The 23,196-nt window shown below is 41.4% G+C and carries 19 protein-coding genes; 10 read left to right on the forward strand and 9 right to left on the reverse strand.

Going from position 1 to position 23,196, the window contains the following annotated elements:
- Positions 1–8: 8 nt before the first annotated feature.
- From V7K15_RS11160 to V7K15_RS11195, 8 genes are all read right to left on the reverse strand, one after another.
- Positions 9–1,298 (reverse strand): glycosyltransferase family 4 protein, encoded by a 1,290-nt coding sequence (locus V7K15_RS11160; protein WP_334905566.1) that lies wholly within the window; start codon positions 1,296–1,298, stop codon positions 9–11.
- A 215-nt stretch (positions 1,299–1,513) separates the two neighbouring features.
- Positions 1,514–2,656 carry a scytonemin biosynthesis PEP-CTERM protein ScyF gene (gene scyF, locus V7K15_RS11165; protein ID WP_334905567.1) on the reverse strand — a complete coding sequence of 381 codons (1,143 nt, stop codon included), beginning with the start codon at positions 2,654–2,656 and terminating at the stop codon, positions 1,514–1,516.
- 174 nt (positions 2,657–2,830) lie between these two features.
- Positions 2,831–4,180: a ScyD/ScyE family protein gene (locus V7K15_RS11170; protein WP_334905568.1), complete on the reverse strand. Its 1,350-nt coding sequence runs from the start codon at positions 4,178–4,180 to the stop codon at positions 2,831–2,833.
- A gap of 18 nt (positions 4,181–4,198) precedes the next feature.
- Complete coding sequence (locus V7K15_RS11175; RefSeq protein ID WP_334905569.1) at positions 4,199–5,524, reverse strand: ScyD/ScyE family protein; 1,326 nt, start codon at positions 5,522–5,524, stop codon at positions 4,199–4,201.
- A gap of 149 nt (positions 5,525–5,673) precedes the next feature.
- A complete protein-coding gene (gene scyC, locus V7K15_RS11180; protein WP_334905570.1) occupies positions 5,674–6,642 on the reverse strand; it encodes a scytonemin biosynthesis cyclase/decarboxylase ScyC in 969 nt (322 codons plus the stop codon).
- A gap of 25 nt (positions 6,643–6,667) precedes the next feature.
- Positions 6,668–7,729 (reverse strand): tryptophan dehydrogenase ScyB, encoded by a 1,062-nt coding sequence (scyB, locus tag V7K15_RS11185; RefSeq protein ID WP_334905571.1) that lies wholly within the window; start codon positions 7,727–7,729, stop codon positions 6,668–6,670.
- Positions 7,730–8,034: 305 nt separating this feature from the next.
- Positions 8,035–9,915, reverse strand: a complete 1,881-nt coding sequence (gene scyA, locus V7K15_RS11190) for a scytonemin biosynthesis protein ScyA (protein ID WP_334905572.1) — start codon at positions 9,913–9,915, stop codon at positions 8,035–8,037.
- 105 nt (positions 9,916–10,020) lie between these two features.
- Positions 10,021–10,275, reverse strand: a complete 255-nt coding sequence (locus V7K15_RS11195; protein WP_334905573.1) for a hypothetical protein — start codon at positions 10,273–10,275, stop codon at positions 10,021–10,023.
- Between the two features lie 1,410 nt (positions 10,276–11,685).
- Here V7K15_RS11195 and V7K15_RS11200 point away from each other — a divergent pair.
- From V7K15_RS11200 to V7K15_RS11230, 7 genes are all read left to right on the forward strand, one after another.
- Complete coding sequence (locus tag V7K15_RS11200) at positions 11,686–13,662, forward strand: scytonemin biosynthesis sensor histidine kinase (RefSeq protein ID WP_334905586.1); 1,977 nt, start codon at positions 11,686–11,688, stop codon at positions 13,660–13,662.
- A gap of 138 nt (positions 13,663–13,800) precedes the next feature.
- Complete coding sequence (locus V7K15_RS11205; RefSeq protein ID WP_334905574.1) at positions 13,801–14,700, forward strand: response regulator transcription factor; 900 nt, start codon at positions 13,801–13,803, stop codon at positions 14,698–14,700.
- A 129-nt stretch (positions 14,701–14,829) separates the two neighbouring features.
- The gene (locus tag V7K15_RS11210) at positions 14,830–15,720 is read left to right on the forward strand and encodes an EboA family metabolite traffic protein (RefSeq protein WP_334905575.1); all 891 of its coding nucleotides are present in this window, start codon (positions 14,830–14,832) and stop codon (positions 15,718–15,720) included.
- Between the two features lie 139 nt (positions 15,721–15,859).
- Complete coding sequence (locus V7K15_RS11215) at positions 15,860–16,768, forward strand: TatD family hydrolase (protein WP_334905576.1); 909 nt, start codon at positions 15,860–15,862, stop codon at positions 16,766–16,768.
- A 117-nt stretch (positions 16,769–16,885) separates the two neighbouring features.
- The gene (gene eboC, locus V7K15_RS11220) at positions 16,886–17,818 is read left to right on the forward strand and encodes a UbiA-like protein EboC (protein ID WP_334905577.1); all 933 of its coding nucleotides are present in this window, start codon (positions 16,886–16,888) and stop codon (positions 17,816–17,818) included.
- A gap of 700 nt (positions 17,819–18,518) precedes the next feature.
- On the forward strand, positions 18,519–19,745 hold the full coding sequence (eboE, locus tag V7K15_RS11225; protein WP_334905578.1) for a metabolite traffic protein EboE: 1,227 nt from the start codon (positions 18,519–18,521) through the stop codon (positions 19,743–19,745).
- Between the two features lie 100 nt (positions 19,746–19,845).
- The gene (locus V7K15_RS11230) at positions 19,846–21,216 is read left to right on the forward strand and encodes an alkaline phosphatase family protein (RefSeq protein WP_334905579.1); all 1,371 of its coding nucleotides are present in this window, start codon (positions 19,846–19,848) and stop codon (positions 21,214–21,216) included.
- A 166-nt stretch (positions 21,217–21,382) separates the two neighbouring features.
- Here V7K15_RS11230 and V7K15_RS11235 read toward each other — a convergent pair whose 3' ends face one another.
- Positions 21,383–21,838 carry a hypothetical protein gene (locus V7K15_RS11235; RefSeq protein WP_334905580.1) on the reverse strand — a complete coding sequence of 152 codons (456 nt, stop codon included), beginning with the start codon at positions 21,836–21,838 and terminating at the stop codon, positions 21,383–21,385.
- A 113-nt stretch (positions 21,839–21,951) separates the two neighbouring features.
- Between V7K15_RS11235 and V7K15_RS11240 the strand changes: the two genes are divergently transcribed.
- Genes V7K15_RS11240 through V7K15_RS11245 form a run of 3 tightly spaced genes read left to right on the forward strand, consistent with a single transcriptional unit; the run spans position 21,952 to position 23,055 of the window.
- Positions 21,952–22,311: a VOC family protein gene (locus V7K15_RS11240; RefSeq protein ID WP_334905581.1), complete on the forward strand. Its 360-nt coding sequence runs from the start codon at positions 21,952–21,954 to the stop codon at positions 22,309–22,311.
- A gap of 6 nt (positions 22,312–22,317) precedes the next feature.
- The gene (locus V7K15_RS29965) at positions 22,318–22,560 is read left to right on the forward strand and encodes a hypothetical protein (RefSeq protein ID WP_442949664.1); all 243 of its coding nucleotides are present in this window, start codon (positions 22,318–22,320) and stop codon (positions 22,558–22,560) included.
- A 36-nt stretch (positions 22,561–22,596) separates the two neighbouring features.
- Complete coding sequence (locus tag V7K15_RS11245) at positions 22,597–23,055, forward strand: Uma2 family endonuclease (RefSeq protein ID WP_442949665.1); 459 nt, start codon at positions 22,597–22,599, stop codon at positions 23,053–23,055.
- Positions 23,056–23,196: the final 141 nt, after the last annotated feature.

Genomic DNA, 23,196 nt, shown 5'->3' on the forward strand with positions numbered 1-23,196 from the left:
CCCAATTTTCAAATATCAACAAGTGATTCCTTAGAACTCATTTCCGGCAAGATATCCAAAGTTGTTGCTCGTTTAGTAATCACATCAGAAAATAATTCTTCATACCGATCTAGCGCTTGCTCAAAGGAATAGTTTTCTACCGCAAATTTTCTTCCTTTGCACCCTAATTGTGCTGCTAATTCCGGCTGATTATATAAATCCAATACCGCAGCAGCTAAAGCAGCTGCTGACTCTGGCTCAACGATAATACCACCGCCACTTTCTCGGATAGCTTTGGCAGCAGTACCCACAGAGGGAACTGAACCCACAATTGGGCGACCACTAGCTAACAACAGTGGTATTTTAGAAGGCATATTGAAGGAAATTATATTGCACTTTTGCACAATCAACCCGATATCGGCGGCTGCTAACATTTGCGGGAGTTTTTCTCGCGGTTGCAATGGTAAAAGCAAAACGTTATCTGCCCCACAAGCAAGACAGTGTTTTTGCAATCTTTTGAGAGCTTGGGATTCTCCGGCTACGACAAAGACAATTTCTTTTAGATGACGCAAGCGAGCTGCTGCTTCTATTACTGTTTCCAAACCTTGAGTGAGAGCAATATTACCTGAATAAAGCACTACAAATTTACCATCGAGTTGATGGTTAGCTCTCCAAGAGTTATTCTCTGGCGGTAAAGGGCGGATAAAATTTAGATTCACCCAATTTGGAATACAGGCAATTTTATTAGCGGGTACACCTTTATTTATTAAATTATCTACAAAGCCATCAGCAATCACGCTAATGCTATTTGCAGTTCGGTAGGCGAATTTCTCTAAAGCTTCTAGAGCGAGAATCATCAACTTATTTTTAATTAGCCCAACACGCACAGCAGCTTCCGGGAGGATATCTTGCACATTCAGCACAACTGGACAGTTGTATAGCCAAGCTATTAAAGTTGCAGGTAAGCAAACTAGTAACGGCGGTACTGTTAAGAGAATTAAATCAGGTCGCTCGCCCTTGAGAGCTTGTGGCAAACTTGTAAAGACAAAGCTCAACTCTAGGAGTAACCTATCTAGAAGGTTAGGTTTAGACTTAATCCGCAGGTAACTACGCTGAATGGTCACACCATTTTTCTGTTCAGTAACGTATAACTTACCCCGATAGCGATCGTAAATCTGACGCTGAGGATAGTTAGGCATACCTGTAATTACCCGCACTTGGTGCCCTCGCTTCACCAGCCCTTCTGCTAGTTCAGTCATCAAAGGTGCAATACCAATTGGCTCTGGATGGTAGTTGTATGAATAAATTAAAATTTGCATGAACCGTTAATGTCCTGAAAGCACCTTGATAATGTTGACCTTGTTGTGTTACCCAATTTTTATCTCCCTTGTTCGTCGGGGAGCCAATAGGGTGTGTTACCGCAAAGGGTAACGCACCGAAATTATTTAGATGGTGCGTTATACCCTTGGCTAACGCACCCTACAAAACTGTTATTCAAGCATCAGAACTTAGCACTGTTTTTGCAGTTTATTCTCTAAGCTGAAACTGACTTTTGTTGCCCACGTTTTCTCAATGTGACGGTAGCAGCCCCAAATCCAAGCAATGCTAAACCCAATGTTGAACTAGGTTCTGGCACTTGCCTTCTGTCCTCTACGTTTAAGACTTGAACGCGACCTTGAAAGAAATCGCCCACATAAAGCTTGCCATTTTTGTAGCTTGTGCCACCAGTCCAGTTAAATGTGCCTGGTGTGAGGTCGAGTGGGTTGCCAAAAGGTAGTTGACCTAGTTTTGGGGGTGTTGCGGCGGCAGGTTTACCAAATGCCGTCAGGAAGTTACCCTTTTTATCAAATACCTGGACGCGGCTGTTGATAGAATCAGCCACATAAATATTCTCAAATTCATCCACTTCTAAGCCGATGGGCTGATTAAACTCCCCATTTCCATTACCTTGTTTACCAAATGTCAAGATCGGTTTACCCTGTGGATCGAGTACTTGGACGCGGTTGTTAAACTGGTCACTAACATAAAAATTGCCACTGACTGGAGAAATTCTTAAACCTGCTGGTCCTTGAAACTGCCCAGGTTTAGTGCCAGAGGTGCCAATAGTGCCAATTAACTTGCCGTCTTTAGTGTATTTATTGATCTTGTCGCCGCTAAAATCACCAATATAGACATTGCCAGTTTTATCGAATGTCACACCAGATGGCCCAAAGAAAGCTCTACCCGGTATTAGACCGCCAAACTCACCAAAGGATTTAATAAACTTACCCTGAGGATCAAAGAGATTAATCCGGTTGTTGAAAACATCACCTACATAGAGATTCCCAGTTTGCGGATCGATTTCTAGAGCCGATGGTTCGTCAAATTGTCCAGCCCCTTTGCCGCCCTTGCCGATCGCTCCAATATAATTACCTTGAGGATTGAATACTTCAACCTTGTTACCGATGTTTGGGTTAAAAGTGCCGTCCGGGTTAAGACCGCGACCATTACTTATAAGGGTATTCCCAGAGCCATCCACGGTTATGCCTTGGGGGACAAATAGCTGCCCAGGACCAAAGCCGGCGCTACCAATAGTTCTGTCGTAAGTTAATGTTACAGCCTTGGCTTGAGCTACTGTTGCCAATACCATCAATCCAGTGCCGAGAATGCCGATTGAGAAATTTTTGACTAATCCCATGAGTTTTAAGTCCTGGTTGTATGGGTTATACTCGTTCCTAGACTAATTTCGTTCCTAGTCCCAGTTTGGGAACTCGGAAATTTAGGCTGCTGCCTCCTCTTTGAAATGCAACTTTCTATGTGAGGCAGCAGCCTATTCTGTAACCATTTCCTGACAGAGCCAGGTAACGAGGAATCAGACAGTGTGTGCTTTAGCTAATTCTTTACTGCCTTTACGTTTCAACATTGAAGTTGCACCTAAGATACCGACAGCTATCAGACCTATTGAAGAACTAGCTTCGGGAACTACTTTGGTATCCACTCGAACAACCTCACCTAGTCCTGGACCGACACCGCGATTGGTAATATAAATCTTGCCATCAGGACCAACAGCAATTCCATCAGCCGAATCTAGCCCTTGACCTGCTGCAACGAGTGTTGTGCGAGTGCCGTCAGGACTAACTTGGATCAGAGAACCAGGTAGATTTGTGATGTCACCCCCTAACTGGGACTTGTCGCTGAACTGTAAAACCAGCAAATTACCCTTCTTATCAAAGGTTAGGTCTGTGATGTGCGTAAACCCATCCAGAAAAACTTCTGGTTTTTCATCCTTACCGATGCGGAAAATCCGTGATTTACCTGCTGGATAAGGAAAACCCGTATATTCGCCAACGTATAAAGCTCCATCAGGACCAATTGTGCCACCTGTGGGTACTGCCTGAATTGCTATTTTTCCTCCTGGAAGCTCATCTAATAGCCCAGGAGGTAGTTTTAATCCTGGTGGTAAGACGGAGTTACTAACGATGGTTTTAGGAATTGCGATCGCCTGGGACTTACTTCCGTCAAGTTTAATTTTATAAGCAGTATTCCCACCCCCGTCAACAACATAAGCACTATCACCATTAACCGTTAGGTCATAGGGATTGGTAACTACATCCCCCTTGTCTGGATTTTTGGTGATTTCATACTTGGCAAAGTCAAAAATACTCTTGAGAGATCCCGTCTTCAAGTCAGCTTTGTATAGTTGTCCTAGTAACGGTGTATTCAAAACTTTATCGGCTGTTGATGGCGGGAAAGTAGCAAGTTGCTTTTGTGGGAGTGGGAATTGAGAAGCAAGGTTATGTGTTGCTAAATCACGGTTTCCGGGATAACCAGCAAACCCCGTCAAAAGATAAGCATTCCCTAGAGAATCGAATTGTATGTCTTCAATACCAGCGCCTTGGTTGCCAGTGGGTTGTTCTGCTAGAGATTCAAAGTTGGTAAGTAAACGCTGTTTGGTGCCGTCTGGTGTAACTTTGACCAGTGAACTAGTATTACCAGCACAGATAGGCTGAAACAGCGTACTCGGAGATGGTTGGCAATTTCCGTTTCCTCCAATACCAGGCTCGGCTACGTAGAGACTTCCGTCAGGGCCAAAGCTAACACCTCGTGCATTACTGATTCCATCGACAATTGTCGTTAGGGTTGCAGCTTGTACAGATGGTGCTCCACAAATAGCAGCAAAACAAAATGTAGCAGATGTAAGAACAAATGACTTGATTTTCATATTTTTGGAGATTGAGAATTAAATAATTTGTTTGTGGAAATTTTCCTCAAGAAAGAATTCAGAAGGAATTTTGTAGTACTGTTGAGCCAGTAAGGTTTTGGGGCTTCTCTTCTTGTGCAACCAACCAACGCTCAAAGCAGCGATCGCTAATACGCCTAAAACTGAATCAGGTTCAGGGACAGATTTGATATTTTCAATTCTGAGAACTTGTCCTTGACCTGGGCGATCGCCTCGGTTTGTGACGTATACTGCACCATCGGAACCAATAGTCAGGGCGCTAGCCGACTCTAATCCATTGCCACTCAGAAGAGTTGTGCGTGTTCCATCGGTAGCTATTTTGATTACAGAAGCATCAAGATTACCCTTCCAGGCTGACTGATTGGCATACTGCAAAGCATATAAATTACCCGCAGGATCAAATTGCAAGTCTGTGAGTTGGGTAAAACCATCTGCATAGACTGTTGACTTGCCATCAGCACCAACTCGATAGATTTTCGCTCCACCTTCTGGGAAGGGAAAACCAGTAAATTGGCTCACATAATAAGCGCCATCAGGGCCTTTGGTTACACTTGAGGGTACTGGTTGACTTGCAAACTGCGATCGCGCCATTTCACCTTGAGATGGCACCTGTGCCGGTTCATTGGATGGGGTATCAGAAGGTGGAAAGATGGGATTAGTCAATATGTCTTTGGAAAATCTGGTAATAGCTTGCAAATTCCTGCCATCAGTATTAACACTGAGCAAGTCGTTTGCACCTGCATCAACCGCAACAAAATGATTGCCATCTATTACAAAACCCAAGGGATTGCTATCTACATCACCACCATCAGGATTTTTGGCGAGTTCATAGTTAGCTAAATCGGCAATACTCGTCCAAGAATTGCTATTAAAGTCAGCAGCAATGATTTTACCGAGGTCAGTTTTACCTAACTTGCGATCGCGAAAGGCTGGATTAGCCCCATACCCAATCAGAACATAAGGCTTACCTGTCGCATCAAATTGGATATCACGAGGACCTGCGCCTCCAGTACCATCTGGTAATGCTAAGGAAGGAAGTCCTGTAAGTATCCGCTTGGTCTTACCATTTTCAATTTTGGTAACTGCACCACTTTTGCCATAGCATAGAGAGTTGCCTTGACCACTTGGTGGTGGAACACAAGCGCCACTTCCCCCTATTCCCGCCTCTGTAACATAGAGATTACCATCAGGGCCAAAGCTCAAACCACCGGCATTATATAGACCGTCGGCGATTACCGAAAAAGATGCAGCTGAGGCAGCTTTCATTCCCGAAAAAGCGGCAACACAAAAAGTGAGGAAAGTAATAGTAAGTTGTTTCTGTTTCATGTGTTGCAATTTCGCTTTTTAGTAGAGCTTAGCTTTGGGTAAAATCTTGGGGAATTGAGGGTTGAATTTTAAACGCAGAGGTAGACGTTCTGCGGCTTGCCGTTCGCGGAGCGTCCCTTCGGGAGGCTACGGTGAGGAACGCTAAGGTTTTAATTAGTAACTAGTGATTCTTGAACTTTTGGCAAATAGCTCATTCCCCGATCAAATGATTTGAGGTTGCCAGCTTTAGCTTCGAGCAAACGTTTGATGTTCATGCTCTCAGCCCCAAAATCTTCAATCTGAAGTTTGCCGTGGGTTACAGAACCATCTGCTTTCCAGAATGTAATCCGATGCAGAATAAAACCAGAAGCCTCTGGGTCAGCGAAAGCATAAGCGGTTGGAATAAGTAATGCTACAGAGCGCTGATAATATTCATAATCTGGATAAAAGTGTTCTTGTTCAAGCAAGTAGTATTTACTCAAACTATGAGAGCGCACAGATACTTTTACTTTCTGGTCATATTCATCTTTGAATTCACCTGATTCCGAAGTAATCTCACCATCTGGTCGCAGTAAATGCGCCCACTCATCTACGTTTTGTAAGTCTTTTAAGTATTCAATGCCAATTTCAATTGGAGCATCAACATAGATGGTGTCAGTATCGATGAAGTGGCTTCCTTTGGCTGCTGCGATCAGACCAGCCTTGCGTTCCAAGTTACCTTTTAGAGAACGACATTCCGAAGTGTGGACTGTATGAATTCCCTGCATAATCATCTGAGTCTGCCGTTTGGGATCGACAAAGCTCAACCAGTGAAAGTACACACCTTTTTCATCTGTCCCTGGCTGAATGTAGTCTGTAGGAAATAGCAAAACAGGATAAACCTGAAAATATTTTTGATACTCTAATCCACAGTGCCATTCAATGCCGTAGAAAAGCGGGTTTTCTAGTTTTTTAACGTGATAGTAAAGATTTTTGTGATAACCAGATGCAGTTCCGAGCCAAGTATCTTCGTCAATTTGCTCTTGCATTCGGCTATAAAGCGTCCATTCGTCCAAGTTTTTTAAACTACAAAGGTACTCAAAGGCGCTCTCTGGTGAAGTAGCAATATAAGCTGATGTAGCAAAAGTATTTTTTTCCACTGTTCACTCCTAAAGATAATAACAATTAAGCTGCGATCGCTTTAGTCTTGATTCGTTTACCGCTCTGAATCCGGTCTTCTGCTAATCGTCTAGCAGCATCGTTGGTAGTAATTCCCTGCTCTTGAGCAATATCAAAAATTGCTAATAGCGTGTCATAAATGTTATGCACTTGCTTGAAAGCTTTTACTTCGTCATAACCAATCATTTCGTTATAAACATTAATTAGCCCTCCGGCATTAATTACATAATCAGGGCTGTAAAGAATCCCTTTTTTTGCAAGCATTTGACTATGCAGTAGCTCATTTTCCAATTGATTATTAGCTGCACCGGCAATAATAGAAGCTCGTAGTAAAGGAATTGTCTGACTATTAAGAATTCCTCCTAAAGCGCAAGGAGCAAAGATATCTACATCAAGAGCGTAAATTTCGCTTGGTTCGACAATAGTTGCCCCAAAAAGCCGTTTTACTTCTTCGGTTTTGGCTGGATTTACATCGCTAACGTAAAGCTTGACATCATGCTCATGTAAATGGCGGCAAAGATTTTTGCCAACATTTCCTAAGCCTTGAACTGCAACTTTCATCCCATCAAGTCTTTTGCTTTGCCAACGAGATTCTACAGCAGCTTTAATTCCTAGAAAAACTCCTAGTGATGTTATGGGAGCAGGCCCGCCGGACTTTTCTGATACTCCAACAACATATTTAGTTTCTTGACTGATTGTTCGGACATCATCAGGGGTAATATTAACATCTTGTCCAGTAATAAAACGTCCATTCAGGCTATCAACAAAACGTCCGTAAGCTCTCAACAGATCATCTGTTTTATTTTCAGGATTAGCGATAATAACTGCTTTGCCGCCACCCGCCGGAATGTTCGCACAGGCAGCTTTATATGTCATTCCTCGACTTAGACGAAGCGCATCTTTTAAAGCAGCTTCCTCATTGATATAAGGCATGAGTCTTGTAGCTCCCATCGCTGGCCCCAAGCTAGTATCATGGATGGCAATAATTGCCTTAATATCGGGATTTTTACCATGACAAAATAAAACTTGTTCGTGACCCATTTCCCTAACAGTTTCAAATAGCAGCATCTTGACCTCAAAGTAATGAACATTACGAAATGTAAAGATATAGACACAAAACCAGTCTCGAATATTAAGATGGGATGAAGTTAAGAATAAAGTAGTGTTCAAAAATTAAAAGTTAAAGTTCCAGTTTTGGTGGGTAGTTATTGGCTGGAAGATAATTTTTGTCGCTTTTAGATTCGTACTTTATCCTTATCCTTTGGTGAGTAGACTAAGAGTGGAGATGTAACAATCAGAGATGTGTTACAAAGTCCGCTTAATTGTGGGTTTTAGTGTCTATAACAATTGAATGAAATTGCCAAGTTTTAGAATCAAACCATTGGAAATGAAACTTGCTTGCCTGAATTTTTAGCGGCACTTGATTTAACTCCTTGTGCAGCCAAACTTTTGTTACGTCCACCAGAAGGTGCTGGGCGGTCAGCGTCAATCACTACATCAATGAGAAAGGGAACAGTTGATGCGATCGCTTGTTCTAATGCGGCTTCAATATCCGACTCTCTGACGACTACGATCGCTTCTGCTCCCATACCACGAGCAATCATGGCGAAGTTTGTCGGTGGAATTGTTGCGTCTGCACCTTTTAACCCCAATATTTTCATCCCTTGATGACACATGTTGTAACGAGCATCGTTGAGTACAATCCAAATAGCAGGGATTTTGTATTTGACAGCTGTACTGATTTCGTTATTCATCAGCATTGCCCCATCGCCGACAATACCCACAGCCTTACTATTGTTCGCCAGCGCTGCACCCAACACTCCGGTCACGGCGTGACCCATTGCTCCAACTCCGGTGCTGACTCGGTACCGATTGGCTTGGACAAATTGGAGTAGATGAGTTGACCAAGTAAAGGAGTTACCGCACTCTGCCATGACTACGGCATTGCTACCCTCAACAATGATCTTTTGAATTGCTGCCATCAATACTTCTGGTCGTACTGGATAATCTACGTCTGTAGCAGGTTCGATTGCTTTATGTTCTGGACGAGGTAGGGACATTGTGGAATCAGGAGCATCTGGCAATTGCTGCAACAACTCTTGTACAAAGGCTTTGATATCAGATCGAACCCCAAAAGTTTCAGCGTGTGGATAGGCCACTCCAGGTACTTCCGGGTCAATATCTACGTGTACAAAACCTCCTTTTGGAACCAGTGCCGAATTCCAGAAGGAAGTCGGTTCACCAAGGCGGGTTCCCAATACAAGTGTGCGTAGTGGAGGTTGCTGTTCCATATAAGTGAAGACAGAAGCATGACCGCCTAAACCTGTAACACCCACAAACTGGGGATGATCTTCGGGGAAAATACCTTTACCACGGGGTGAGCAGATAACGGCGGCTCCAGTTTTTTCAGCGAGTTGGCGGATTTCGTCTGCTGCATCACGCGCACCGAAACCAACCCAGATGGCAAAGGGACCAGATGATAATAACTCTACAGATTTTGCGATCGCTTCTTTTGAAGCAGTCATCGGAAAGGGAGAAACATTAAGTTGGGGTAAAGCTATATCCTCAACTAAACTTGTTTGCACAGCAGTGGGAATGCTCAAATGGGCAACAAATCCGCCTGGTTGTGCCATAGCTAAAGCCAGTTTCCGAAAAATCTGTGGGAGTTGAGCCGCAGATTCAATAGTAATTGCATAGTTGAATAGCGCTCCTGAGGTAAAAATTCCTCCACTAGGCAAGGTGTAAGTGCTGGTTTCTTGAATAGCCCAACGTCCACGCTGCGGTGCTGAGGTGCAAGCCGACAACAAAATCACTTTTGCACCTTCACCACGAGCCGCAAATAATCCAGTGATCGCGTTGGTGATCCCCGGTCCTGCTGTGGTAAAAACTACAGTGGGGCGATTATTGGCAAAATATGCTTCTGTCGCTGCAAATGCGGCTCCTGCTTCATGGCGGAAGTTCAACACCTCTATACTGCTATTGGATAGGGCACCCCAAAGGCTGGCCATTGCACCACCCGCGACACCAAAAGCGTAGCTTACTCCCAAATTTTCCAACATCTGAGCGATCGCACCGGCGACTGAGAGCGTTGGGCTTATTTGGTCGTTTAAAAAAGGCTGAATTCCCTTGCTATTCTCCGATTCATCAAGCTGACGGGAGTCAGAGGTAGATTCTACATATCTGTTTGCTGGAAGTTCCTTGTATGGCTCAGTGGTGATCAGAGGAGAGTTTGAACCAGTATAGTTTTGACTCATTGGTTTCACTTAATTACAGAAAGTTACACAAAGGCTTTTTAGTTTACAATCACAGCGCTAGAAATATTTAATACAAACAACTCTGTTGTTTACTACAGCTATGACCTAGCTTGGTCGATAGTAGGGCTGATTGCTGCTGATTGATGCTTCTGAGCGCAGTACCAAAAAATTTTTACTGGAAGCACACAACAGATGGGGCTGTGCTTCTTGTAACCAGAATAAGGGAGACGAAGACGCTTGTGCAATCAAAAATCCTTTGATCTTGGGTGTCAAATTTTTCGCTTTTCTGGTGATGACTATAGTATTTACAGTAGATTGGCGGGCAAAAACTAAATTATCTAAAGGTGCATAAACTAGCAACTAACCCGAATTCAATCGTGTCTCAGAATCTTTACAAAGCTTAATATAACTAGCTTTCATAGAGCTGATGTACTTACTAAACTGCTTGGGGAAATTCTTAAGTTGTAATGGTGATGATCATGAAAGCCTAATTTGCAATGAAAAATATTTTGATTTAGGTGTCAATTCTTTCGCTTTTGTCGTGATTGCGAGATTTTGAACTTAGTCACTCTCAAAGATTGATCAGATGCGAAACCTTTCCTTCGGAACGCTAATGCAGAAGCGGCACATTACCAAATTTACAATAGAAAATCTTTTGATCTGCTTGTCAATTCTTTTGCTTTAGAACTTATACAACCTTTTATCCGAATTAAAGCATGAGGCAGGGGAATTATAACAGTTTGGCATATTACCAAAAATTCTTTGAGCCAATTATTTGTAACGATAAAGACATCGTTTTTTGACTTTTACCTTTAATTTGATAGATAACGATGGATTAAGTACGTAATTACTTGATAAAATATGTTTTATAAGACATAAAATTTAGCAGTGTGTACTTGGTATAAGATTGTGTTTCTTTATGAAAAAACAAACATAATATTATACTATACGTAAAAATATACCTATTCCCTTGATACAAATGTACTTCTTACGACGGATGACTAAGCATATTATTCTATAGTTAGATACCTGAGAGAGTAAGTTAAGATAAATTAAGCAAATAAGTTAATGAGTAAAATTTGTTCATTTGAAGTTAAGTAATGCACATCCGGTTTATGTTAAAAATCAAACAATTCTACATTAGTACAGCAAGGCGTAAATCCAGCTACTATCTCAATTAGCCAAACTTCCGCTACAGTAGTAGTCTGTCAAGTTGAAATTGATGAGTAAGGAAGTTCTTAGTAAGGACTTTAGTCGTTACTACAAACCCTCAAAATTAGCTTGACAAAGTACTAGTAGTTCGCCAAAGTTCTTGGCGAAGGAAAAGTTAAAGGATAAAAATCTTTATCCTTTAACTTTTCCCCAGTCAAAACCCAGCACTTTTAGATTGGTAAAGCATTCGTTAGTTCTGGTACAGGGCTAGTTTAAATTTCAAATATCTTTTCTACTTATAGATTAAGGGTTTTGAACTCTTATCTAATGAACTTTGTTGACTAATCTGCATTTGATTTGTCTCAATTTTGCGTTTTTATAAAAAGCTGTTGAAGTCAATAAAAAATTCTAAGTTTTTAGTTTTTTTCAGAAAATTTAGTTCGATTATTCAGTTTTATTGGTATGATAAGTTTTGTTAAGGTAATTAGGAATGTTTTCTAAAATCCTAACCAATTTTAGTTTTTAAGAGCAAACACTGCATCAAAGATTTTAGTAAGTTATGACTATTAACTCATTAATAGGTATTGTGCTGATTGATTACCAGGAGTAAAGATGAATATGAATTCTGGCGAATATACACTAACTAGATCAAACAATGAATGGGCACTACAACCAGAAATAGAGATGAAGTTTGCTCACTTCCTAATAAATCACGCTGTAGATGCTGCCTTCTGTTTAGGAGCAAACGCACAGTTTCTTTACGTTAATGATGCCACTTGCGTAATGACTGAGTATTCCCGTGAGGAATTACTTTCTATGGGGCTACATGATATAGATGTAGACTTTTCTCTACACAATTGGTCAGATATTAACTCACATTCCCTTACATTTAAATCTCGCTATCGCACAAAAACAGGTCGGATATTTCTGGTAGAAATATCCATGAACTATGTAAAACACCAGGATATGGAATTTGGCTGTGCCTTTGCTCGTGAGAAAACTGATGAAATAGTAGAACTGAGCGTGCAAAAGTGGACTGATGAATTAAGAGATACTAAAGACAATTTACAACAGGAATTTTCTCAATTAAAGACTAAAGAAGTAGAACTAGAAACATCTCTTTCTTTACTCCGTTCTACTCTCGAATCTACTGCTATTGGTATTGTTGCAGTTAACTTTGAGGGAGATATTCTGAGCTTGAATCAGAAATTTGTGGATATGTGGCAGATCCCGGAGTCGCTAATACTATCCAAGAAATGTCCTCGATGCAAAGCCTTTTTTGAGAACCAACTTAAAGATCCGCAAGCCTTTAGTCGGTTGATTTGGGAAGTGTCTAGCCAATCTGATTTTGAGAGCTACGACATACTAGAGTTGAAAGATGGGAGAGTTTTTGCACACTACTCTAAACCTCAGTGGCTTGAGGGCAAAATTATTGGTAGAGTATGGAGTATTTGGGACATTACTGAATCGAAACAGACCGAAGAAGCATTACGGCTAAACGCAGATAGATTTCGGACTTTAGCAGAAACGACAGATGCCAGCACTTTTCTGATTCAAGGCACGCGGCTTTGCTATATAAATCCGGCAGTAGAGGAACTCACTGGCTACACAAAAGAGGAACTGCTAGGAGGTTTTGATCTTCGCCGACTGATTAAGAGCAAAAAACGCAGGCAGGTACGACAGCAGGGTGAAGCGGCTAACTTTGAATACCAGGAAATGAATATTTTGACAAAAAACGGCACGGAGCGCTGGCTAGCCTGTGCAGTTGCCCAGCTTGATGGAGGGCTAGATTTTGGGGGAAACCCAGTCGAACTGATTGCAGGCATCGATATTACCGATTATAAATATGCAGAATTAGGTCTTAACCAAGCTTTAAAACAAGCAGAACAACTTAGCGAACTTAGAGCGCGTTTTCTTTCTATGGTTTGCCATCAATTCCGAACTCCACTGAATATTGTTTCATTTTCTAATAGTTTACTAAAGGAAGAAGTAGACAAACGTACACAAAAGAAAATACAACCACTACTTGATCACATTCAAAAAGCCACCGAACAACTGAGCCTGATGTTGGATGATATTTTGTTCTTCTCTAAGGCAGAAGCTGCAAAATTAAACTTTGAGCCAAAACAGCTTGAATTAGTTGATTTTTGTAAGGATTTGATTGCACAAATGCAGATGAGTATTAACCCAAACCCAATCAATTTTGTCAGTCAAGATAACTCTGTAAAAGCCTATATAGATAAAAAATTGCTAGAGCCGATTTTGAAGAATTTGCTTGATAACGCAATTAAGTATTCTCCTTCAAATCTGGCAATTAATTTAGAACTATATTGCCAAAATGAGAAATTAGTTTTCCAGGTAAAAGATCAGGGTATTGGTATCTCAATAGTAGATCAACAACGAATATTTGAGCCATTTTATCGTGGCAGTAATATTGATCATATACCTGGTACTGGATTAGGACTATCGATTCTTAAAACCCTTGTAGATTTACATCACGGTCAAGTATCTGTAGAAAGTGAAGTTGGTGTGGGCACTACGTTTACTGTAATGCTGCCATTAATAAAATCAGAGTTTAGCTGTTCTGAGTTATGAGTGTTGAAATGAAGATAGTTGTTAATTAAAACTCAACAATCATAACTCTCGGAATGAAGTAATTAATCTTAGACCTATTTAGATACTTACCCAAGAGTCTAGTAAACAACTTCTGCAAAAAGTTATGGTAATAGAATAATGATGTACGAATCGTCAAAGAAAATTCTCGTCATTGAAGATGATACCGTTACCCGCAATCTTTATTTGAAGGGTCTTGAGGCTAAAGGTTTTGATATGATCGGTGCTAATAACGGTCGTGTTGGTATCCAGCAAGCACAAAAGGACATACCCGACTTAGTAATTTGCGATATCACGATGCCTGATATGGATGGCTATAGCGTTTTAACTACGCTACGCCAAGATCCTCTGACAGCAATTATTCCTTTCATTTTTCTGACTGGCAGCAGTACCAAAGCAAATGTTCGCAAAGCTATGGAATTGGGAGCAGATGATTATCTTACCAAACCCTCGACACTAGATGAATTGCTCAGAGCGATCGCTATTCGTTTACAAAAGCAAGCTAGTCTCCAATACTGGTGTTCTATTCAAGTCGAGAAAGCTCCAAAATCAATATTTGTAGATCATATTACAGCGATCGCTGGAGGTGTTGCCGAAGGCGTTGCTGTTGGTGTTGGCGTTGGCGTTGGCGTTGGCGAAGCCTCTGGTAGAGAAGCCTCTGGTAGAGAAGCCATGATCCCTGATTCGTCAATCTTTCCTTACATACCCCAATTAAAAGAAGTTTTCGACTTTATCGAAGCCCATTATCATCAAGGAATTACTTTGTGTGATGTGGCTCTTGCTGTTGGTTACTCACCTGCTTACTTAACTAACCGAGTAGCAAAACAGACAGGAGAGACTGTAAACTGCTGGATTGTCAAACGCCGGATGGCGGGAGCTCGTTTTTTACTCCAAAATAATAATCAGACAGTCGAGAAGATAGCGAAAGCATTGGGCTATCAAGATGTGTCTCATTTCTCCCGCCAGTTTCGCCAACATCACGGTTTACCTCCCCAGGCTTGGCGCAAAGAACATGCTTAGTAAACCAAAAAGTTTTTCCCAAAAAGCGTTGGTGTTGGCCTTGGCGTTGGCGAAGCCTCTCGTAGAGAAGCCTCTCGTAGAGAAGCCTCTCGTAGAGAAGCCTCTCGTAGTAATGTACAGGTGCTGGTTATGTCACTTTTAATCATGAGTAAGGTAAAAAAATTACTGCATAACTGGCTGTTACAGTCTATTTCAGAAAAAGCTGCTGCTTGGCTGGAACAAAAGCAGACACAGATTGCTAGCGGTGCTTCTGAACAAGTGTTTTTTACCGCTTTTAGTGCTGTGCCGCGTTATCTAGGTAAACAGGATTTGCAGCTAACATTCGAGGACTTGGAAGCAGCACAGGATGTGATTCCCGGTTGGTATCCTGGTCATTGGAGTGTAGATCAAGCAGGTCGCACACTTTTGCTTTTAGCTTTACCCTACGATGATGCTGATCGGTATGTGCGATCGCTCGATCAAGTGTTTTCTACTGCCGATATGGGAGAATTAGTTGTACTTTATCAAAGTTTGCCTTTATTACCACATCTAGAGCTACATTGCCACCGTGCTGCTGAAGGAATTCGCAGCAATATGAGTAATGTGTTCCAAGCCATAGCACTACGTAACCCTTATCCGGCGGATTATTTAGATAACTCTGCTTGGAATCAGATGGTGTTGAAAGCTGTGTTTGTCGGCAGTTCGTTACATCTAATCTGGGGTCTGGAACGCCGTGCTAATCCAGAATTGGCGAGGATGTTGCTAGATTATGCCCATGAACGTTGGGCAGCTAAACGCTCAGTTACCCCTGAACTGTGGCGAGCTGTGGGACAGTTTGCCGATATTGCAATCATTGCAGATTTAGAAAAAGTGCTAGCAAAGGGAGGTCAAGCCGAACAAGAAGCAGCAGCCTTAGCTTGTGCTCAATCGCCTTTACCTGAAGCGCAAGTATTACTCTCCCTTTACCCAGATTTACAGTCATCCATTCAACAGGGTAAGCTGACTTGGAGCAGTTTGAGCCGCGATCGCCTACCAGTCTAAAAATAAAAGAGACTAGGGATTAGGGACTCGGTACTAGGGGAGATGAGGGAGTGGGAGAATAACCCAATGCCCAATGCCCAATGCCCAATGCCCAATGCCCAATGCCCAATGCCCAATGCCCAAATAATTAAACCACACCATGATGTTTATCGATCCTCACATTCATATGTGTTCCCGTACTACTTACGATTACCTAGTAATGCGGGAGTATGGCATTGTTGCCGTCATTGAACCAGCCTTTTGGTTAGGACAACCCCGAACCAGTGCTGGCACATTCAAAGACTACTTCAGCAGTCTTGTGGGATGGGAAAGGTTTCGTGCCAGTCAGTTTGGCATCCAACACTACTGCACAATCGGTCTAAATCCAAAAGAAGCTAACAACGAGGCGCTAGCAGCAGAAGTTATAGAACTGCTACCGCTTTATGCCTGTAAAGAGGGAGTTGTTGCTATTGGCGAAATTGGCTATGACGACATGACAGAAGCAGAGGATAAATACTTTTGTCAACAATTAGAATTAGCCAAAGAACTCGATATGCTAGTGTTGATTCATACCCCCCATCGGAATAAGAAGGCGGGTGCTAGTCGCAGCATGGATCGCTGCCTCGAATATGGCTTAGATCCCTCACAAGTAGTTATTGACCACAACAACGAAGAAACTGTTGAAGAAGTATTAGAACGGGGTTTCTGGGCAGCTTTCACGATTTACCCACAGACGAAGATGGGTAATGCCAGGATGGTGGAAATTGTCCGTCAATATGGATGTAACCGCATTATTGTGGATAGTAGTGCTGATTGGGGTATCAGTGATCCGTTAGCAGTTCCGAAAACGGCTCAGTTGATGTTAGACAGGGGCATTCCTGAAGAATATGTACGAGCTGTTTGTTACGAAAATGCTTTAGCTGCTTACAGTCAAACTGGGCAGATGCAAGCATCAGACTGGCTCAATTCCCAATCGACCGATCAGCGCGAGTTGTTCAGTGGGAATTCTGTATTGCGGGGACAGGAACCAGGAATCAAGTCAGTTTCAGACTATGTGCTGATTGAGTAGAAATTGGTAGTGGGAAGTAGGGAAGAGCTAATTCATAGATGTCTCTTGGATAAATATCTGATTCATCTGTGAATATGCAGTTTATTTTGAGAAATTACTAGGCAAGGAGGGAGATAAGTGAATATTGCAAACTTGAATTTTCAAAGCTGGCGGGGTTATCTGGAATTGATGCGCCCTGCTAATATTGTTACTGCTTGGGCAGATATTCTTGTTGGCTTTGCTGCTTCCGGCTCTGGGATTATTTTTGCTAAATTAATCAATGGACAAACAAATTTTGCCATTCTAATTCCATTAGCTTGGTTGTTATTGGCTACAACTGGTTTATATGGCGGTGGTATAGTTTTTAATGATGTTTTCGATGCGGAATTAGATGCAAAAGAGCGACCAAATAGAGCAATTCCTAGTGGTCGTGTATCTCTTCAAAATGCTACTTTATTGGGGAGTATACTGTTTGCGCTCGGCATCGGAGCCGCTTTTCAAGTATCCTGGTTAAGTGGTGCGATCGCTATATTCATCACTTTTACAGCGCTGTTATATGACTCACTCGCCAAACATCATTCTTTTTTTGGCCCACTTAATATGGGTTTGTGTCGTGGCAGTAACTTATTATTAGGCGTAAGTCTTGTACCAGCAATAGTGTGGGAACGTTGGTATTTAGCATTGATTCCTGTACTTTACATTGCTGCGATTACCGCAATTAGTCAGGGTGAAGTTCACGGAGGTAAGAAGATTACCGGAGTACTAGCACTACTTTTGATTGCATTAGTATTGACGGCAGTTTTAGCTTTAGGATTTTTAACAGAGTATAGAGCGATCGCAGCATTACCATTCGCGGCTTTATTAGCTATCCGAGTGTTACCTAATTTTATTCAGGCGGCGCGTGAACCAGTACCCGAAAAAATCCGAAATGCTGTCAAAGTAGGCGTGTTGTCTCTAATTGTCTTAGATGCAACTGTTGCATCTGGTTTTACTGGTTTGTCTTACGGTTTATCAGTTCTAATTTTGCTACCAATATCAATAAAATTAGCACAACTATTTGCTGTTACTTAAATTTAAATGTACATACCCAGTAATAAGCTGTTCCACATTTAACTTGCATAATTAGGGCGGGCTTTCCGACCCACCCCACAAGAGTTATGTTTAATTCGGTTATGCAAATTAGATGGTTTTCAGCTTACCATTTTAAAAAATCTTATCTTAACTACTTTGAGTCACCTGATTTTCTCACGATTCAATTAGCTCGACTTTATCCAAAATTAATAACTTGGATCTCTTGTATCGGCAAAACCCTAGCTTTTTGGCAAAAACTTTTTCCATATCACTGATTTTAGGTGAAAACTAAAAAGTAAAACTACGGTCATACAAAGCTTTCAGCGTCAGCTAAAGCGTTGCCAAAAAATGGATAAAGTCGAGATTAGAGGATGTTTGAAAAGTCATGATTGATGTATAAAATATTTTTTTACCCCACCCTAACCCTCCCCTTATAAAGGGGAGGGAACCGAATTTTTCTTGTTTCCTCCCAAGATATCGGGGGGATTAAGGGGGGTAACAATTCGATTAAAATCACAACATATCACTTTTCAAACAACCTCTTAGGATTACTATATGCTAATTTTCCTCACCTTTTCTCAGAATAAACTAAATTTATTCACGAGTAGGTATATTGATAAGGTACATCCCAGAATTATAAAAATCCCTAGTTCTTTTCGTAAAATGTGCTTGAAAACCTTATAAGGCAAAAAGCTAGAAAATGAAAATTATCACAAACAGCAACTTTCACTTAACTTATTGCAGTAATATTCATCCTGGCGAAAGTTGGCTAGAAGTTTTCGCTAATTTAGATAAATATATTCCCAAACTTAAGTCACGTTTATCACCTAAAGCACCTTTTGGCATTGGTTTAAGGTTAGCAGATGCCGCCGCAAAACAACTTTTAGAAAGTAATAATTTGGCGAAATTTCAAGCTTGGCTAACTCAAGAAAATTTATACGTTTTTACCTTAAATGGATTTCCTTATGGGGGATTTCATCGACAGGTGGTAAAAGACCACGTTTATACACCAGATTGGTCTACACAGGAACGGCTGAATTACACATTAAACTTGACAGAAATTTTAGCATCTCTGTTACCAGAAGGTCTGGATGGTGGAATTTCTACACTGCCATTATCTTATAAACCTTGGTGGGGAAAAGACCAAGCAATTTTATCGATAGTTCTGAATAAAAGTTGTTTTAACATAGCATCAGTTGTTGTAGAAATGATTCGCATCAGCGAAGAAACAGGAAAGTTACTCCATATTGATTTAGAACCTGAGCCTGATGGATTAATTGAGAAAACCTCAGAAGTAGTTGAGTTTTTTCAAAATTGGTTATTGCCAATTGGCGGGAAGTATTTATCAGAAAAATTAAATATTGAACAGAATTTAGCAGAGAGTAAATTATTAGAACACGTTCGTATTTGCTATGATACCTGCCATTTTTCTGTTGAATATGAAGATCCAAAATCTGTATTTGCCCGTTTAGAATCAGCAGGAATTAAGATTGGGAAGATTCAAATCAGCGCTGCAATTAAAGTAAACATACCTGCTGAAATTGAGAAACGTAGTTTGATAGTTGAGCGTCTACGTCCCTTTGCTGAATCTACCTATCTTCACCAAGTAATAGAACGTCGCAGTGATGGTACACTCCATCACTATCCTGACTTAATAACTGCATTACCACATTTAGAACAATCTCTAGCTGAAGAATGGCGTACTCACTTTCATGTGCCAATTTTTATTCATGATTATCAAATTTTGCAGTCTACGCAAGATGATATTGCTACTGTTTTGCATCTACTTCAGACCAATAATGCCTGCCAACATTTAGAAATTGAAACTTACACCTGGGATGTATTGCCATCAGAAATGAAGATAGATTTGCTGACTTCTATTCAAAGAGAATATGAGTGGGTATTAAAATTAATTCGTAATGAATAAATTAAGATTTAACCTGAGTTTTCTGTTTTAAATTTGTAGAGATGCGTTACGGTGCATTTCTAATTATTTCTTAAAATTGGTATAAGAGAGGATTAAGTTTATGGAGAAAACGGTTGTTCTAAATGTCGTGGGATTAACGCCCAGTTTACTAGGAGAAAACACACCCTTTTTATCTTCTTGGGCGGCTATTGGGCAAGTAGTCCCGATCGCAACAATTTTACCTGCTGTGACTTGTTCTGTTCAAGCTACTTACTTAACAGGAAAATTGCCTGATGAACATGGGATTGTCGGTAACGGTTGGTACTTCCGCGATGAGTGTGAAGTAAAGTTCTGGCGACAATCTAATAAACTAGTACAGGCTCCCAAAGTTTGGGAGATAGCTAAATCAATAGATTCAAGCTTCACTTGTGCCAACCTTTTTTGGTGGTACAATATGTATTCTTCAGTAGATTATGCGATTACGCCGCGCCCGATGTATCCCGCAGATGGCAGAAAATTACCTGATATTTATACCCATCCTGCTGATGTGCGATCGCAAATTCAATCTGATTTAGGTAACTTCCCTTTGTTCGATTTTTGGGGGCCAAAAACTTCAATTAGTTCTAGTCAATGGATTGCTAATTCAGCAAAATGGATTGAGGAACGCTACAACCCTACATTATCACTAGTTTATCTGCCGCATTTAGATTACTGTTTACAGCGATTTGGTGATAATGACAACCAGATTCAAGCAGATTTACAACAAATTGATGCTGTTTGTGGCGATTTGATTAAATATTATCAAGCACGTAATATTCAGGTAATTATTCTTTCTGAGTATGGCATTACCCCAGTCTCCAAAGCAGTGGATCTGAACCGCGTGCTACGGGAAAACGGTTTAATTACTGTGCGGGAAGAATTGGGGCGAGAACTGCTCGATTTTGGTGCTAGCATTGCCTTTGCTGTTGCTGATCACCAAATTGCTCATATATATGTGAATGATCCGGCGTACATCCCGAAAGTGCGATCGCTTATAGAAGCGACTGAAGGTGTAGCGCAGGTATTGGATGAAGAGGGTAAACAAGCCTATCACCTAGATCATCCTAGATCAGGAGAGTTAGTAGCGATCGCCGGGTCTGATGCTTGGTTTACCTATTATTATTGGCTTGATGATGCCAAAGCGCCTGATTTTGCTAGAACTGTAGATATCCACCGCAAACCTGGTTACGATCCTGTAGAACTTTTCCTTGATCCACAAATTAAATTTCCTCAAGGAAAAATTGCTCTCAAGCTACTTAAGAAACAACTGGGTTTTCGCTACCTCATGGATGTGATTCCTCTGGATGCTTCTCTGGTGCGTGGTTCTCACGGTAACATTACCACTTCTCCAGATGAAGGTCCCCTATTTATCACCCATCAAACTCACCTAGTTGATGGAAATCCAATTGAAGCAACAGATGTTTGCTCCTTGATTCTCAAACATTTAAGGTGATTTTTGAAAAAGAAATTACCAGCTAAAGTGGTTGAATCAATACATTTCATTCCCTTCCGTACAAGTAAATGGGGGTTTCAAAGCCTCTCTCTTTTTAGGAGAGAGATCAGAGTGTACGCCATATACAAAGCATCCAGAAAAAGGTAATGATTTGCAAGTTAGCACATCAGTTTCCTGGCGGTAGAGTTCCAGAATTGCCAACGGGTGGTTCAGTATATTCGCAAAAAATATTCAAGCCGATTTTGAGGATATATAAAATAATAACAGTTGCGATCGCTGGATCAATTGGTAAGCCGTGTGTCGCCGCTAGACCCACAAGAGAGATAATCAATCCTGTCAACAAAGGCGAACTCCCTGGATTTTTGGTGTATTCTTTGAGTTGACCGCGAAAACCATCATTGCCACAGACTTCCTCACGCAATACCTTTAATGTTACTTCCCAAAGTGATTTACTTTGCTGCCTGAACGGTTGCCCATTTTTCTCAATCCACAAATCCTCAAAAGCGCCTTCAACTTTGCCATTGTGTTTTTCCAAGTGATTCAAAGCGTGTTGTGCAGGGTCGTAATCTTGTAAAATCTCCCGTGCAACACTCATTTCTGTAAGACTTAATTGAGCATCCATTATTTATCCTCCTTTTTTAGTTTGTCATTTCTTATTAGTTATTCTCCCTTCACTCCCCATAAAGATTCAAACTACGTCAAAATTTAAATAAACGCGATCGCATCTTACCGACAATGCACATTACCCAAAGTCTCCATACAGCAATTCTTGTGACTGACTTAGAACGCTCGGAACAATTTTATGGCAAAGTATTGGGATTAGCCAAAATAGATCGTTCCCTAAACTACGCTGGTGCATGGTATAAAATCGGCGACTATCAAATTCACCTGATAGTTGCACCTACTGTCCCCACGGAAAACCCAAACGAAAAATGGGGACGCAATCCCCACATTGCTTTCTCCGTTGCTGACTTAGACACTGCTAAACAAGAGTTACTCAATTATAATTATCCCATTCAACCCAGCGCTTCCGGTCGCCCTGCTCTGTTTACCCAAGATCCTGATGGGAATATTATCGAGTTGAGTCAGCAGTGAAGGGGAGTGGGGAGTGGGGGAGAAGAACCAATAGACATTCTTCCTCCCGTTGCTGATAATAGTTTTAGAGCTAATTATTCAAGAGGTCTGATTGTGGTCTTTGCTCAAACGAGTCCCCCAGATGTAATAACAACTCGCCTCAGATTAGACGAGTATCGGGCTATGGAAGAAACCAACCCAGAACGCCATGAATACCGCAACGGAGAAATTATTACTATGTCGGGAGGTTCGGAAGCCCACAGTGCGTAGACGCGGAGCGGCTTGTCGTGAGACATCGCCAGCAACTTGTTAATTTACTTAGGGTTTTTGCTGAGAGACACCGATTTTCGTTTGTATAACAGCGACTTGCAAGTTTGGATTCCTGAATATCAGTGTGGTACTTATACCGATTTGATGGTTGTTAATGGCAAACCAGAGTTCAATGGTGAGCGTAATGATGAAATTCTCAATCCTTTACTCATTGTCGAAGTTCTATCGCCCTCTACCGAAGCTTATGATTCTCTTTCAGAGACGCTACGCGAACGAGGCGAAAAGTTCAGAAAATATCGCTCTCTTGGCAGCTTTTGTGAATATCTGCTTGTCAGCCAAAGTGAACCCTACATTGAGCAGTATCACAACAAAGATCGTAATAGTAATGATCGCTGGCTATGGCAAGTTCACTCTAACCTTGAACGGGCGATCGTCCTGCACAGTTTAAACGTAGAAATTCCCCTGACTGAAATCTATCGTCGTATTAATTTTTAAGGGTTGCTATAGCGGTTCTCAGTTGACTGAGGTACAAGAACCCCACCCCCAACCCCCTCCCCGCAAGCGATGAGGGGGCTATGATGTACCTCAGTAGACTAGGAAACGCTATAACTCTCTTACAATAATACCAAGTCAGCC

The organism is Nostoc sp., assembly GCF_036919815.1.
In the GTDB taxonomy this organism is placed as follows: Bacteria; Cyanobacteriota; Cyanobacteriia; order Cyanobacteriales; family Nostocaceae; genus Nostoc.

What these genes read in the sequence shown, in the direction of transcription:
- eboE (WP_334905578.1), top strand. Translation starts at nt 18,519, where the DNA reads ATGAAAATTATCACAAACAGCAACTTTCACTTAACTTATTGCAGTAAT.
- V7K15_RS11235 (WP_334905580.1), bottom strand. Translation starts at nt 21,838, where the DNA reads ATGGATGCTCAATTAAGTCTTACAGAAATGAGTGTTGCACGGGAGATT.
- V7K15_RS11205 (WP_334905574.1), top strand. Translation starts at nt 13,801, where the DNA reads ATGATGTACGAATCGTCAAAGAAAATTCTCGTCATTGAAGATGATACC.
- V7K15_RS11200 (WP_334905586.1), top strand. Translation starts at nt 11,686, where the DNA reads ATGAATTCTGGCGAATATACACTAACTAGATCAAACAATGAATGGGCA.
- V7K15_RS11175 (WP_334905569.1), bottom strand. Translation starts at nt 5,524, where the DNA reads ATGAAACAGAAACAACTTACTATTACTTTCCTCACTTTTTGTGTTGCC.
- scyF (WP_334905567.1), bottom strand. Translation starts at nt 2,656, where the DNA reads ATGGGATTAGTCAAAAATTTCTCAATCGGCATTCTCGGCACTGGATTG.
- V7K15_RS11160 (WP_334905566.1), bottom strand. Translation starts at nt 1,298, where the DNA reads ATGCAAATTTTAATTTATTCATACAACTACCATCCAGAGCCAATTGGT.
- V7K15_RS11240 (WP_334905581.1), top strand. Translation starts at nt 21,952, where the DNA reads ATGCACATTACCCAAAGTCTCCATACAGCAATTCTTGTGACTGACTTA.
- V7K15_RS11210 (WP_334905575.1), top strand. Translation starts at nt 14,830, where the DNA reads ATGTCACTTTTAATCATGAGTAAGGTAAAAAAATTACTGCATAACTGG.
- V7K15_RS11170 (WP_334905568.1), bottom strand. Translation starts at nt 4,180, where the DNA reads ATGAAAATCAAGTCATTTGTTCTTACATCTGCTACATTTTGTTTTGCT.
- scyA (WP_334905572.1), bottom strand. Translation starts at nt 9,915, where the DNA reads ATGAGTCAAAACTATACTGGTTCAAACTCTCCTCTGATCACCACTGAG.
- scyB (WP_334905571.1), bottom strand. Translation starts at nt 7,729, where the DNA reads ATGCTGCTATTTGAAACTGTTAGGGAAATGGGTCACGAACAAGTTTTA.
- V7K15_RS11230 (WP_334905579.1), top strand. Translation starts at nt 19,846, where the DNA reads ATGGAGAAAACGGTTGTTCTAAATGTCGTGGGATTAACGCCCAGTTTA.
- V7K15_RS11215 (WP_334905576.1), top strand. Translation starts at nt 15,860, where the DNA reads ATGATGTTTATCGATCCTCACATTCATATGTGTTCCCGTACTACTTAC.